Annotated in this window: 9 protein-coding genes; 1 reads left to right on the top strand and 8 read right to left on the bottom strand. The window is 46.3% G+C overall.

The window, feature by feature from the left end; all coding sequences use genetic code 11:
• Positions 1-17: 17 nt before the first annotated feature.
• Positions 18-2,804, bottom strand: coding sequence for a DNA polymerase I (gene polA, locus DXD68_RS13040; RefSeq protein ID WP_122361998.1), 2,787 nt, complete (start codon positions 2,802-2,804; stop codon positions 18-20).
• A 98-nt stretch (positions 2,805-2,902) separates the two neighbouring features.
• Between polA and DXD68_RS13035 the strand changes: the two genes are divergently transcribed.
• A complete protein-coding gene (locus tag DXD68_RS13035) occupies positions 2,903-3,877 on the top strand; it encodes a polyprenyl synthetase family protein (protein WP_122361997.1) in 975 nt (324 codons plus the stop codon).
• A gap of 67 nt (positions 3,878-3,944) precedes the next feature.
• On the opposite strand, the gene deoC is transcribed toward DXD68_RS13035, so the two are convergent.
• The 7 genes from deoC to DXD68_RS13000 form a co-directional block, all read right to left on the bottom strand.
• A complete protein-coding gene (gene deoC / locus DXD68_RS13030; RefSeq protein WP_122361996.1) occupies positions 3,945-4,883 on the bottom strand; it encodes a deoxyribose-phosphate aldolase in 939 nt (312 codons plus the stop codon).
• Complete coding sequence (locus DXD68_RS13025) at positions 4,880-5,218, bottom strand: nucleotide pyrophosphohydrolase (RefSeq protein WP_122361995.1); 339 nt, start codon at positions 5,216-5,218, stop codon at positions 4,880-4,882. The genes deoC and DXD68_RS13025 overlap by 4 nt, the downstream gene beginning before the upstream one ends.
• Position 5,219: 1 nt before the next feature.
• Entirely contained in the window at positions 5,220-5,672 is a 453-nt protein-coding gene (gene dtd / locus DXD68_RS13020) for a D-aminoacyl-tRNA deacylase (RefSeq protein WP_122361994.1), read from the bottom strand.
• Positions 5,673-5,681: 9 nt separating this feature from the next.
• Positions 5,682-7,490 (bottom strand): excinuclease ABC subunit UvrC, encoded by a 1,809-nt coding sequence (gene uvrC / locus DXD68_RS13015; RefSeq protein WP_122361993.1) that lies wholly within the window; start codon positions 7,488-7,490, stop codon positions 5,682-5,684.
• Between the two features lie 83 nt (positions 7,491-7,573).
• Positions 7,574-9,451, bottom strand: a complete 1,878-nt coding sequence (mnmG, locus tag DXD68_RS13010) for a tRNA uridine-5-carboxymethylaminomethyl(34) synthesis enzyme MnmG (protein WP_122362078.1) — start codon at positions 9,449-9,451, stop codon at positions 7,574-7,576.
• 105 nt (positions 9,452-9,556) lie between these two features.
• Positions 9,557-10,312 (bottom strand): LytR/AlgR family response regulator transcription factor, encoded by a 756-nt coding sequence (locus DXD68_RS13005; RefSeq protein ID WP_122361992.1) that lies wholly within the window; start codon positions 10,310-10,312, stop codon positions 9,557-9,559.
• 8 nt (positions 10,313-10,320) lie between these two features.
• The gene (locus DXD68_RS13000) at positions 10,321-12,936 is read right to left on the bottom strand and encodes a sensor histidine kinase (protein WP_122361991.1); all 2,616 of its coding nucleotides are present in this window, start codon (positions 12,934-12,936) and stop codon (positions 10,321-10,323) included.
• Positions 12,937-12,991 lie beyond the last annotated feature (55 nt).

Here is a 12,991-nt window from a genome sequence, read left to right as displayed (position 1 = left end):
TACAATGTAAATTGTATTTAATGTGCTTCCAGCCAGTTTACCCCTTCGCCGCAATCGGCGATCAGTGGGACCTGTAGCTTGATGGCACCTTCCATCTCTTCCAGGACGATCTGTTTTACTTTCTCCAATTCGTCGTTGCAGACATTGAAGTTCAATTCATCGTGTACCTGGAGGATCATTTTGCTCTTCAAGCCTTCGGATTCGAAACGATTGAAGATACGTACCATGGCTACTTTGATGATGTCGGCAGCACTACCCTGGATGGGGGCGTTGATCGCATTTCGCTCGGCATAACCGCGGACGATAGCGTTATGTGAATTGATATCCGGCAGATACCGCTTGCGTTTGAAGATCGTTTCCACATACCCTTTTTCTTTGGCGATGCGGATACTTTCGTCCATATAATCACGGATACCCGGATAGTTTTTGAAATATCCTTCTATAAGTTCTTTTGATTCCGCCCTGGGGATGTTCAGCCGTTCTGCAAGGCCGAATACCGAAATACCGTAGATGATTCCGAAATTGGCTGTCTTCGCTTTACGGCGCATATCGCTGCTGACTTCTTCTACCGGAATACCGTATATTTTGGCAGCCGTGGCGGCATGGATATCCGCTCCGCTGCGGAAAGCTTCGATCATATGCTCGTCGTTGCTGAGATGCGCCATGATGCGCAGTTCGATCTGCGAATAGTCGGCAGAGAAGAAAGTACAGTCCGCATTGTCGGGAATGAAGGCTTTACGGATTTCACGTCCCAGTGCATCCCGGATAGGGATATTCTGCAGGTTCGGGTTGGTCGAACTCAGACGGCCGGTGGCGGTGACTGTCTGGTTGTACGATGTGTGGACCTTACCTGTTACCGGGCTGATCAGTTCGGGCAGCGCATCGATATAGGTGCTCAGTAACTTTTTCAGTCCCCGGTATTCGAGCAGCTTGTCTACGACCGGATGTTTCGACCGGAGTTTTTCCAGGATATCCTCGCTGGTACTGTAGCTGCCGGTTTTTGTCTTCTTTGCTTTTTCCTCTATCTTCAGCCGTTCGAAAAGGATCTCGCCGACCTGCTTGCTGGAATTGATGTTGAATTTTACTCCTGCCAGTTCATGGATTTCTTTTTCCAGTTTGAGCAAAGTTTCGGTCAGTTCTTCCGATGACTGTTTTAAAGCGACCGTGTCGAGCTTGACTCCTGTCTGCTCCATTTCTGCCAGTACATATATTAATGGCATTTCGATGTCGAAGAAAAGAGATTCGATCCCTGCCTTCTTCAGTTCGGGGGCAAAGAAGTTTTTCAACTTTAATGTGACATCGGCATCTTCGGCGGCATACTCCGCAATCTGGTCGAGCGGCACGTCGCGCATGCATAACTGGTTCTTTCCTTTCGGGCCGATCAGTTCCGTAATGGGAACCGGTTTATATTTGAGATAAGTCTCCGCGAGGTAGTCCATCCCATGACGCAGCTCCGGGTTGAGCAGGTAATGGGCGATCATGGTGTCGAACAGCGGGCCCGCTACCCGGACATCGTACTTGCGGAGGACCATGATATCGAATTTGATGTTCTGTCCTATTTTTTGTGATTTCGGGTTTTGCAGGGCAGGGGAGAAGTGGGCGACAATTTTTGCTGCCTCTTCCTTGTCGGCAGGAACCGGGACGTACCATGCCTCATTTTCCTTGACTGCGAACGACATTCCGACCAATCCGGCTGTCAGCGGATCGATGCCGTCGGTTTCTGTGTCAAAAGCGAAAAAATCCTGATCCAGTAAAAAACGCCCTAATTTAGCTCTATTCTCTTCAGAATCAACGATATTGTAATTATGAGGGATAGTTTTTAAGCTCGCGAGAGTCGAATATTTGGGAACACTCGGCTCTTCGGTCGCAAATAAGTCAAAGAGATTGCCTTGAACAGGGCCTTTGGCTGCTTTAGGGGCAGGAGCAGGGGCAGGCTTTTTCTCCTCTCCGGACATTTTGTTAATAAATGTTCTAAACTCTAATTCAGTGTAAATCTCGGTCAGACGCACTTCGTTCGGTTTTTCCCGGATACATTGCGCGGCATCGAACTGAATGGGGACATCCGTCTTGATCGTTGCCAGGAATTTGGAGAAACGGATCTGTTCGGCATTCTCCGTTACTTTCTTCTGAAGGGAGCCTTTCAGCTTGTCGGTATTCTCCAGCAGGTTTTCGATGGAACCGAACTCGTCGAGTAATTTCTGTGCTGTCTTTTCTCCGACACCCGGACATCCCGGAATGTTATCGGAGCTGTCGCCCATCAGTCCCAGTAGATCGATCACCTGGTCGACCGAAGTCAGCGAGTATTTATTCAATACTTCCTGTACACCCATCACTTCGTAGTCGCCTCCGAATTTAGGGCGGTACATAAATATATGTTCGGACACCAGCTGGCCATAGTCTTTGTCCGGTGTCATCATATAGACTTCGAATCCTTCTTTCTCCGCTTGCTTGGAGACGGTGCCTATCACGTCGTCGGCTTCGAAACGGGGAACTTCCAGGATTGGGATATTGTAGGCTTCGATAATATTTTTGATAATAGGTACGGACTGCCGGATCACTTCCGGCGTTTCTTCCCGCTGTGCCTTATATAATTCGTAAGCTTCGTGACGGAATGTCGGGCCTTTCGGGTCGAAAGCAACGGCAATATGCGTTGGATTCTCACGTTTCAACACATCTTCCAGACTGTTGATGAACCCGAAAATGGCAGAAGTGTTCATGCCTTTCGAGTTGATCCGCGGATTTTTAAGAAATGCGTAGTACGACCGGTAGATCAGTGCATACGCGTCTATAAGGAATAGCTTCATCTCTTTTAACACGTTTTAGGGTGACAATAGACGGTAAATGTACGAAAAAACTCGCTTACTCAATACTTTTTGTTACTTTTGCGAATCTTTGAAACATTATGAATGACAGAAAGAAAATAGAACAACCGGTTGCGGAAGAGTTTAAACGCTTTAACGATGAGTTTGCGGATTCGCTTCGTAGCGAGACGCATCGGCTGCAATCGGCTATCGACCAGATCTTGCATGCCAGCGGTAAGCATGTTCGTCCGTTACTGGTATTGCTCACAGCAAAAGCTTGTGGAAAAGTAACCGATCATACGATCAATTCGGCTGTTTTTCTCGAATTGTTGCATACGGCTACCCTGATACATGACGATGTAATAGATGAAACGAAAGAACGCCGGGGAGTCCCTTCCCTGAATGCTATTTTCGATAATCGTATATCCGTTCTGGTGGGAGATTATGTCCTTTCTACCGCATTGATCCGTTCTATCCAGACGGGTAATCTGCAAATCATAAATATCGTATCCAACCTGGGACGCGACCTGTCGGAAGGCGAGATCAAACAGTTGGAGACAGCCGAGGAAAGTATTCTCGACGAGGCTTGCTATATGCAGGTGATTAAGAAAAAGACGGCTACTCTGCTTTCTTCCTGTACGGAGATCGGTGCTATATCGGCAGACGCTTCACCGGAGCTGGTGCGTAAATGCCGCAAGTTCGGTGAGTACCTGGGATACTGTTTTCAGATCAAGGATGATATTTTCGATTATTATAAGGAAATGAATATCGGAAAGCCTACCGGCAATGACATACGGGAAGGGAAAGTGACCTTGCCTCTGTTGCATGCGCTGGAGCAGGGCAGGAGAGAGGAAGTGGCTTCTTTCCTTAAAATGATTCACGATAAAGATTTCTCTGCTGCAAATATTGATGCTTTGATCGAGTTTGCCAAGGCGAATGGAGGTATCGAATATGCCGAATCGCGAATGAAAGAGTTTCATGATAAGGCAGTGAAAGTGCTTATGGAGTTTCCGGAATCGGATGCCCGCGAGGGATTGCTTGCACTGGCTGATTATATTATGGAACGACAGAAATAGATTGTATATTAGATAGGGGACGCAGATTGCGCAATCTGCGTCCCTTTTTTAGGTTATAACTTTACCCTTATTTTCCCAATCGGTGTTCAATATCTTCTACCAGGCTGCTGGCGCCGATACGGAACAAATTCTTGTTCAGCCAGTCATTCCCCAGTACTTCTTTAACGATCGTGTAGTACTTAACGGCATCTTCTGCTGTGCGAACGCCACCGGATACTTTAATGCCGATCTGTTTACCTGTGATGGAATGGTACTTTTTGAGCACTTTACACATCGTATAAACGGCTTCCAGGGTTGCACCGGGATAACCCTTTCCTGTCGATGTTTTAATGAAATCAGCACCCGAATATAGGGCAAGGATGGCAGCTTTTTGGATATTCTCCGGAGTTAGCAGGGCACCGGTTTCCAGAATGACTTTCAGCTTGCCTTCGCGACAACTGTCTTTGATCTCCTGTATCTCTTCTGCCAATTCATCGTAATTTTCTTCCAGGAAGTATCCGAGATTCATAACCACGTCTATTTCGTCGGCTCCCGACATGATAGCCATGGCTGTTTCTGCTATTTTCACTTCCGTGAATGTCTGAGAAGAAGGGAATCCTCCGGCTACCGAAGCTATCTTTACGTCCTGTGCGGCCAATGCTTGCTTGACCGTTTCCACAAAGAGGGGATAGGTACAGATCGCTGCGACATTCGGTACGTCGGGACGAGTGCCCTCGAAATCATTTACGCGGTCTACCAGCTTCCATATACTTTCCTTTGTATCGATGCTGGTCAGCGAGGTCAGGTCGATGAATCCGTGGATTTGCTTCAGAACGTCGGGAGTGAAGTTCTCCTTTTCATGCTTGTCAAGGATCGAAGCAACGTGTTTCCCTACTATCTCTTCCGTTCCGGCGGGATCGAATTTAGCGAACGCTTCATGGTATTTGTCCATGTGCTCATGTTCGTGATCGTGATGGTGTTCATGATCATGTTCGTGACCGCAACTGCAATTGTGTTCGTGTGTCATACATCTAATTTTTTATTGTTTATATGTCTTTCTTTATCCCGGCTGGTCTTCTTCTGCAGGTTCTTTTCGAAGGCTGCTGTCAGGTCTACGCTGGTCTGGTTTGCCAGGCAGATCAATACCCATAGTACATCCGCCATTTCATCGCCTAAATCGCGGTTTTTATCGCTTTCTTTGAACGATTGTTCACCGTAGGTACGTGCCATGATACGCGCCAGTTCACCTACTTCTTCGGTCAGGATCGTCATATTCGTCAGTTCGTTGAAGTAACGGACACCGTATGTTTTGATCCATTGGTCCACTTTCTCCTGGGCCTGTTGCAGGGTAATATCTGCCATCTTATTCTTTGTTTTGCGAGTCGATCAGGATCGTGACCGGCCCATCGTTCAACAATTCGATCTTCATGTCTGCCCCAAATTCGCCGGTGGCTACGGGCTTGCCTATTTGCAGTCCCATCTCGTCACAGAACGTTTGGTACATCGGAATGGCAAAGTCGGGTTTGGATGCCTTGATGTAAGAAGGGCGGTTTCCTTTCTTTGTAGAGGCATGGAGGGTGAACTGGCTGACCACCATTACCTCGCCTCCCGATTCGATCACAGAACGGTTCATAACGCCGTTTTCATCGTCGAATATGCGCAGGTTGGCAATCTTCTTGCACAACCACTCGATGTCTTCCTGTGTATCGCGGTCTTCGATACCGACCAATACCAGCATTCCGTTCCCTATCCGGGATTTGAGTTCTCCGTCGATTGTGACGGAGCAATGCTGTACACGTTGTATAACTGTTCTCATTCTATCTAATTACTTTAAACCATTTATTAATGCTTTTGTTTTCGCTTCACCGATCAATTCTTTCAATTCTTCAAAGCTGGCTTCCCGGATTCTTTTTACGCTCTTGTACTGGCGTAAAAGTAATACTTTTGTTTTATCCCCGATCCCTTTGATGGTGTCCAGTTCGGAACGCGTCTGGCTTTTACTTCGTTTGTCTTTGTGGAACGTGATGGCAAAGCGATGCACTTCGTCCTGTATCTGGGTGAAGAAGCGGAACATCTGGCTTTGTATCGGCATACCTACCGTGACAGGAGGGAAGCCGAAAAGCAATTCCGAAGTCCGGTGCTTTCCGTCTTTAGCCAGACCGGCTATTGGTATGTCCAGATGGAGCTCGTCCTGGATCACTTCGCGGACCACTTCCATTTGCCCCTTTCCACCGTCAGTCAGTATCAGGTCGGGCAGGGGAGAATCTTCGTTAATCGCCCGCTGGTAACGGCGTCGTACCACCTCTTTCATGGAGGCGTAATCGTCGGGACCGACTACTGTTTTTATGATGTATTTGCGGTAGTCTTTCTTCGATGGTTTCGCCATTTTGAAGACAACACAACCGGCAACGGCATCGCTACCCTGTATATTCGAGTTATCGAAACATTCGATGTGTATCGGTAATTTGGGGAGGTGTAAAGCGTCCTGTACTTCTTTCAGGATACGTGTGCTCCGTTGCTCCGGATTGAGTTTTTCTGCCTGTTTCAAACGGTCTACCTTGAATTGCTTTACATTCATTTCCGAAAGCTCCAGCAGTTTCTTTTTATCTCCGCGTTGCGGCACCGTGAAAGAAACATTCCCCAGTTCCATCTCCACTTCAAAGGGAATGATGATCTCGCGTGCCGTACTTTTAAACCGGTCACGCATCTCTACGATGCCCAGGCTAAGCAGTTCCTCTTTCGTTTCATCCAAACGTTTCTTGTATTCGAATGTATAAGCCTGAACGATGGCTCCGTTACCGATATGCATGAAATTAATATAGGCGGACTTCTCGTTTTCTGCAAAAGAGAATACATCTATATTATGTAACAAAGGAGTAACAACTGTCGATTTGGAACGGTAGTTCTCGATCACTTCGTACTTTTCTTTTACTTTCTGCGCTTCTTCAAATTTTAGCTCGGCAGCCAAAGCCTGCATCTCTTCATACAGGTGCTTGCTGATCTGTGAAATATTTCCGCGAAGTATCTCCTTTATCTCGGAAATGTTTTTCTGATATTCTTCCTGTGATTGCAATCCGACACAAGGTCCTTTGCAACGTTTGATATGGTATTCCAGGCAAACATCGTATTTTCCGGCTGCAATCGATTCGGGTGTCAGCGGATATTTGCAGGTGCGCAACGGATAAAGTTCTTTCAACATCTGCAACATGACCTTGGCTGTATATACAGACGGATAGGGACCGTAGTACTGCGAACCGTCTTTTACTATATTCCGGGTTTGGAATACGCGCGGAAAATATTCGTTTTTGACCGTGATGGAAGGATAGGTCTTGTCATCCTTCAGCAATACATTGTAGCGAGGGCGGTACTGTTTGATCAGATTATTTTCGAGTAGGAGGGCGTCTTCTTCTGTGTTTACGACAATGTATTTGATGTCGCGAATTTGCTTTACCAATACACGCGTCTTGTTGTTGTCGTGTTCCTTGTTGAAATAGGAGGATACACGACGCTTCAGGTTCTTCGCTTTGCCTACATAAATGATGGTTCCTTTCTCGTCGAAGTACTGGTAGCAACCAGGCTTGTCCGGCAGGATCGAAAGGATCATTTTAATATGTTTCTCAGTTTCCGCACTCATTTTGTTTTACTCTTTCTGTCCTATTCCCAGTGTTTTACCTTCTTTTACCTAAAGTAAATGTTTCACGTGGAACAATTCGCGTTTTATCTTCCGAGCAGTACCAGCAGGATGTTGATGTCGCTCGGGGAGATGCCTGGAATACGGCTTGCCTGGGCAATCGTGTCCGGGTCTATTCGTGTTAGTTTCTGCCGTGCCTCTGTCGATAAAGACTGGATCGAATTGTAATCGAACTTGCCTTTGATATGGATATTTTCGAGGCGGTTTATTTTGTCTGCGATGATTTGTTCGCGACGGATATAACCGCTGTATTTAATCAGTATCTCTGCCGCTTCGATAATCTCTTCCCTTCGTGCAACGGATACTTTATCCAACTCTGTACGGAAGGCCGGAACGAGTTCGGCAATATTCTCCAGTGTAACCTGAGGGCGGGGAATCAGGTCGATTAGTTTGCAACCGTGAGAGAGTGGGGTTGTCCCCAGGTTTTCCAATCCGCTGTTTATGTATTGCGGCTTTACCGAGTAATTCTCTGCAAAACGGATGATTGCATCCCGTTGCTCTTTCTTTTCGGTGAGCAGCTCGTAACGATCCTGTTTGGCTAAACCTAGCTGATAGGATTTTTCCGTCAGTCGCATATCGGCATCGTCTTGCCGGAGCAGGATGCGGTATTCGGCACGGGAGGTGAACATACGGTAAGGTTCGTCTACACCTTTCGTCACGAGGTCGTCGATCAGCACGCCGATATAGGCTTCGTCGCGTCCCAGGATGAATGGTTCTCCGCCGTGGCAATTGATGTGAGCATTGATACCAGCCATGAGACCTTGTCCGCCTGCCTCTTCGTATCCCGTGGTTCCGTTGATCTGTCCGGCAAAGAACAGGTTGCGGATTCGTTTTGTTTCCAGATTATGATGTAACTGCGTCGGATCGAAGAAGTCGTATTCGATGGCATATCCCGGACGGTAGATATGGATATCCCTGAATGCCGGAATAGCTTGTAGGGCACGTAGCTGAATGTCGAGTGGGAGAGAAGAGGAGAAACCGTTCAGGTAATACTCCTGTGTCGTCTCACCTTCGGGCTCTAAGAACAGCTGGTGCTGGTTCTTGTCGGCAAACGTGACAATCTTCGTTTCAATGCTCGGGCAGTAACGCGGTCCGATACTCTGGATCTGTCCGTTGTATAACGGAGAGTCGGGGAGACCTTCGCGCAAAATATCGTGACAGGCTTCGTTGGTGAAAGTCGTCCAGCAACTGAGCTGTTTCAACGGACGCGGCTGGATATCGAGATAGGAGAACTTATGGAAATCGTTCTCTCCCGGCTGTTCGCCCATTTCATCGAAATGTACGCTTCTTCCGTCAATACGAACCGGGGTTCCGGTCTTCATCCGTTCCGATTTGATGCCTAATGAAATCAGCTGTTCCGTCAATCCGGTGGCTGCCGGTTCGGAGATGCGTCCGCCGCGTATTTGCGTCCGTCCGATATGCATCAGACCGTTCAGGAAAGTGCCGTTGGTCAGAACGACGCTTTTCGCACGGAATTCTACATTCATATTCGTCTTAACGCCGCAAACGGTATCACCATCCAGGAGGATTTCGCGGACGGTATCCTGCCACATGTATAAATTGGGAAGATTTTCCAGTATTCCCCGCCAGCAATCTATAAAACGGGCACGGTCGCTTTGTGAGCGCGGACTCCACATAGCAGGTCCTTTACTCCGGTTCAACATACGGAACTGAATAGCGGTACGGTCTGTAACAATACCCATATACCCTCCCAGTGCATCAATCTCACGAACGATCTGTCCTTTGGCGATACCGCCTACGGCCGGATTGCAACTCATCTGTGCAATCTTGTTCATGTCCATTGTGATAAGAAGCGTTTTCGAACCCAGGTTGGCGGCAGCTGCTGCGGCTTCACAGCCTGCATGACCGGCACCTACCACGATCACATCGTAATTGAAAGTCATTGTCGTAATTATCTTTGTTTCTTCTGCAAAGATAGTCATACTCCGCCTTTTAGTCATCATCCCAAAGGATATTTTGCTTATGCTTTGTTTCGTTAAAGGTTTCGGTTATAATTCCTTTAAAACATCCATCACGTAGTTTCGCCGTTGCCGGGAGATAGGGATGGATGATCCGTCTTTCATGCGGATATATCCTCCGTCGCTTTTGATGAAACTTTTGATCTCATCCAGGTTGATCAGATGCGATTGGTGTACGCGCAGGAAATGATAAGGGGTTAATAGCTCGTCGAATTCTTTTAATGTTTTGGAGACAACCAGTTTCTCACCTGTCTTTAGATAGAAAGTCGTATAGTTGCTCTCCGATTCGCAACGGATGATGGAGCCGATCTCTACAAACTCTATCTTATCGGCGACAGACAGTGCTATTTTCTTTTGTTTGTCTATCGCCCGTGTGTTCTGCAGGAGGTTCTGCATCCGTTTGTTTTCCTGTTTTCGCAAGACTACCTGGATGGCTTTGTCTACGGCATGTGTTAGCTCTTCCGGGTCGATCGGTTTCAATAGATAGTCGAGTGCACTGAAACGGATTGCCTGGATCGCATAGCTGTCGTAGGCGGTTACAAAGATCACCTCGAAAGGAATATCCGGAAGACTTTCCAGAAGGGAAAAACCGGTATCGTCACCCAGCCGGATATCCAAAAAGAGGATATCCGGTTTTGCTTCGGGTAGGACGGTACGAGCTTCCGTAACGGAACTGCAGATGGCCGATATACTGATCTGCGGGCAATAGGTCCCGATCATACGGAGCAGGTTCTCTCGGTTACCTTGCTCGTCATCTACAATTGTTGCGGTTATTTTCGTATTCATATTTTGTGTTATAAAGGAATGGATAACCGGACATGGCAACCGGAGACGACTTCTTTTTCCTGCCTGTTTTCGATTGTAACACCGATTTCCGTATTGTACAAAGTCTTTAATATTTCGAACTCGTTGGTGACGGCACGGATACCGAAACCTCCGTTCTCTTTTGTTTTCAGTCCGGGGCCATCGTCGGTAATGTCGATTATCAACAACTGGTTTTGCAAAGATAATCGAATTGTAATCTCTCCGGTACCACGCGGGGCGATTCCGTGTTTAACTGCATTTTCAACGAAAGGTTGTATCAGCATTCCCGGTATCTCGATCGTATCCGGCTGGATGTTTTCGTCTACTGTCAGGGAGTAGGAGAAGGGGAAACGAAGTTGTTCGAGTTTCAAATATAACTGTAGCTGTTCGATTTCGTCGGAGAGGGGAACAAGCTTCTTTTCGGATGTGGCCAGTACCTTCCGCAGTAAGCGGGAGAAGTCGATCAGATACTTATTCGCCTCCTGATTGGCGGAGCGATTGATCAGATTCTGGATCGAACTGAGTGCGTTAAAGATGAAATGCGGATTCATCTGGGAACGGATCGCACGGAGTTCGAGTTCACGGATACGGCGGCGGTTAAGCTCCTGCTTTTGTTTGTTTTTGGTTCGGAAATAGTAAATAAGACCGATGATCGCAGCGAGTAAAAGCGCACCTATGACACCTTCTTTGAATCCTTTTATGAAATCGTTGAAGGATTTGTCTTCTCTGCTCAGGTCTTTTTTTACTAAATCAATGATTGTGTCTATGTCAAAATCCCAAAGTCTCCGATAGAGAATAGTTCCGTCTTCGCGCATCAGAATGGTGAGTGGGTAGATACCCTTAGACTTTAAATCTTGTGCTTGCTGGCTGGGTATAGCTTTGTATGGCTTTACCTTCTCCGCATTATGAGAGGAGAAATTTGAGTATAGTTCGAGTTGTATGGTGGAAGTTAGTCCTTCCGCTTCAATACGCTGTTTCAAGTCGAGTGCGTTTTGGAGAATATTGGCGGGAAGACCATCCCATGTCAATAGTTGTAACAGGATGTATTTCCGGTCGTTTCCTTTCGCCAGGTGCAGGCTGTCGGTTATAATCAGACTGGTTTCTTTAATATTCTTTCCGGCTTCAAAAGGTAACAGCTTGTTGTATGTCTTTTTTAGATCGTTTGTCAGGCTGGTATCCGGGCAGGAACTGATAAAATCGTTGTAATCCGCTTCTAATTCGGATAGCATTTTTTCACCCATTAAAGCCTTTAGATTAACTTTGTTTACTTGATATTTTGGATAACCGGAAAGGATTTGTTTAGTTAATAGATAGTCTTCCTGTGGGGTTAATTCTTTCTGTTTGTTTAGACGCAGATTATCCGACTTGAGTTCCTGTTTTTTATAGATAGTATACTCATACAGAAAATAGTCATAATTTGCAGCATCCGGTTTTTTCAGGTTGTATGCATAATCGATAAGTGGATTGACCGATGCAAAGTGGGGGGCTTGCCAGTTGAGCAAACCGCTTTTATGCCAGGCCTCTTTGTCGGTGTAATACATATAGCGTTGTAGGATAATAGCTCCTTTGAGATACTGTTCCGAGCGTTCGAATACCTTTCGCCAATAGGGATCCATCTTTCCAAAATCTTTCTCTAAGACAGTTTGAAAAAGAGCATTACGGGACTGGAAGGCTTTTTCCAGCTGGTCGGGTTGGCTGAGGTTAAAAGCATATATGTCAGACTCATAGAGATTGGCGAACCGTCGATAGCCATATTGGAAGTTGTTTTGCTCGTTTCCTCGTCCTTCGTAACGGATGCGATGTGTATCTATATATAGTTTTTTGTCCTGAACAATGGAATCTCCGGGAGTTAGTAGTAGCGTTTTTTGTGCTCCGACTTTGTATTCTGTCGGGTAGGGGATAAATATTTTTTTATGAACGGTTGAATCTCCGGATGTGTCGAGATCTAAATTGCAGCAGGTAAATTCCGTATTTGGAGGAAGAGGGAAGGAGGCTTCGATAATTCGTGTATTCGGTGTCGGAAAGTTAGGTAGGCCCTCACTCCATCCGGTCAGAAGATCGTTGGCTGTCGAGGTGACAAGCTTGTCCAGATTTAAAGAATCCTGAACAGATACATCCGTATTGGCTGATAATCCCTCTTGTCTTACTCCGAAAGGAATATACGTTTTCGAATAGGAGTAGAGTGAGTTCGTTCTGTCGAAAGTGAGTGCTTTTCCACTCTTCCGATCGTATGTGACATGTAGAATCTGTTTGTCAGAGGTACTGTCTTTAAAACCGAAATCCTGCTGGTAACGATTGTCGAAATAATAAAATCCCTGTTTCTCTTTATCATTGTGACAATCATACAGGTTATCCAGCGTATAATCGATAGAAATGGATTTATCTGATCTATCTGTCACTGTTGCCCGGACAATGACCCTTCGGATATTCTCTGCCCTCCAGGGAATCTCTTCCTGGATTCCCGGCGCCACATAAGGATAATAATGAACACACTCAAAAGTGAACCAATCCCCTTTTTTAAGAGAATCGCGACTATAAGGAGTGAATGATTCCGCCCATCCGTTCCATGCCAGACATACGAATAAAAATAAGAGCCTTACTTTCATATCTGTAAATTTAAGATGAAAAATTAGATTACAGACCAAATGTAGAGAGAAAGAC

It is taken from the genome of Parabacteroides sp. TM07-1AC (assembly GCF_003480915.1).
Lineage (GTDB): Bacteria > Bacteroidota > Bacteroidia > Bacteroidales > Tannerellaceae > Parabacteroides > Parabacteroides chongii.
The sequence above is the reverse complement of the archived record's forward strand: the minus strand, read 5'-3'. Positions and strand labels throughout refer to the sequence as shown.

What these genes read in the sequence shown, in the direction of transcription:
- DXD68_RS13000 (WP_122361991.1), bottom strand. Translation starts at nt 12,936, where the DNA reads ATGAAAGTAAGGCTCTTATTTTTATTCGTATGTCTGGCATGGAACGGA.
- DXD68_RS13025 (WP_122361995.1), bottom strand. Translation starts at nt 5,218, where the DNA reads ATGGCAGATATTACCCTGCAACAGGCCCAGGAGAAAGTGGACCAATGG.
- DXD68_RS13005 (WP_122361992.1), bottom strand. Translation starts at nt 10,312, where the DNA reads ATGAATACGAAAATAACCGCAACAATTGTAGATGACGAGCAAGGTAAC.
- polA (WP_122361998.1), bottom strand. Translation starts at nt 2,804, where the DNA reads ATGAAGCTATTCCTTATAGACGCGTATGCACTGATCTACCGGTCGTAC.
- dtd (WP_122361994.1), bottom strand. Translation starts at nt 5,672, where the DNA reads ATGAGAACAGTTATACAACGTGTACAGCATTGCTCCGTCACAATCGAC.
- mnmG (WP_122362078.1), bottom strand. Translation starts at nt 9,451, where the DNA reads ATGACTTTCAATTACGATGTGATCGTGGTAGGTGCCGGTCATGCAGGC.
- deoC (WP_122361996.1), bottom strand. Translation starts at nt 4,883, where the DNA reads ATGACACACGAACACAATTGCAGTTGCGGTCACGAACATGATCATGAA.
- uvrC (WP_122361993.1), bottom strand. Translation starts at nt 7,490, where the DNA reads ATGAGTGCGGAAACTGAGAAACATATTAAAATGATCCTTTCGATCCTG.
- DXD68_RS13035 (WP_122361997.1), top strand. Translation starts at nt 2,903, where the DNA reads ATGAATGACAGAAAGAAAATAGAACAACCGGTTGCGGAAGAGTTTAAA.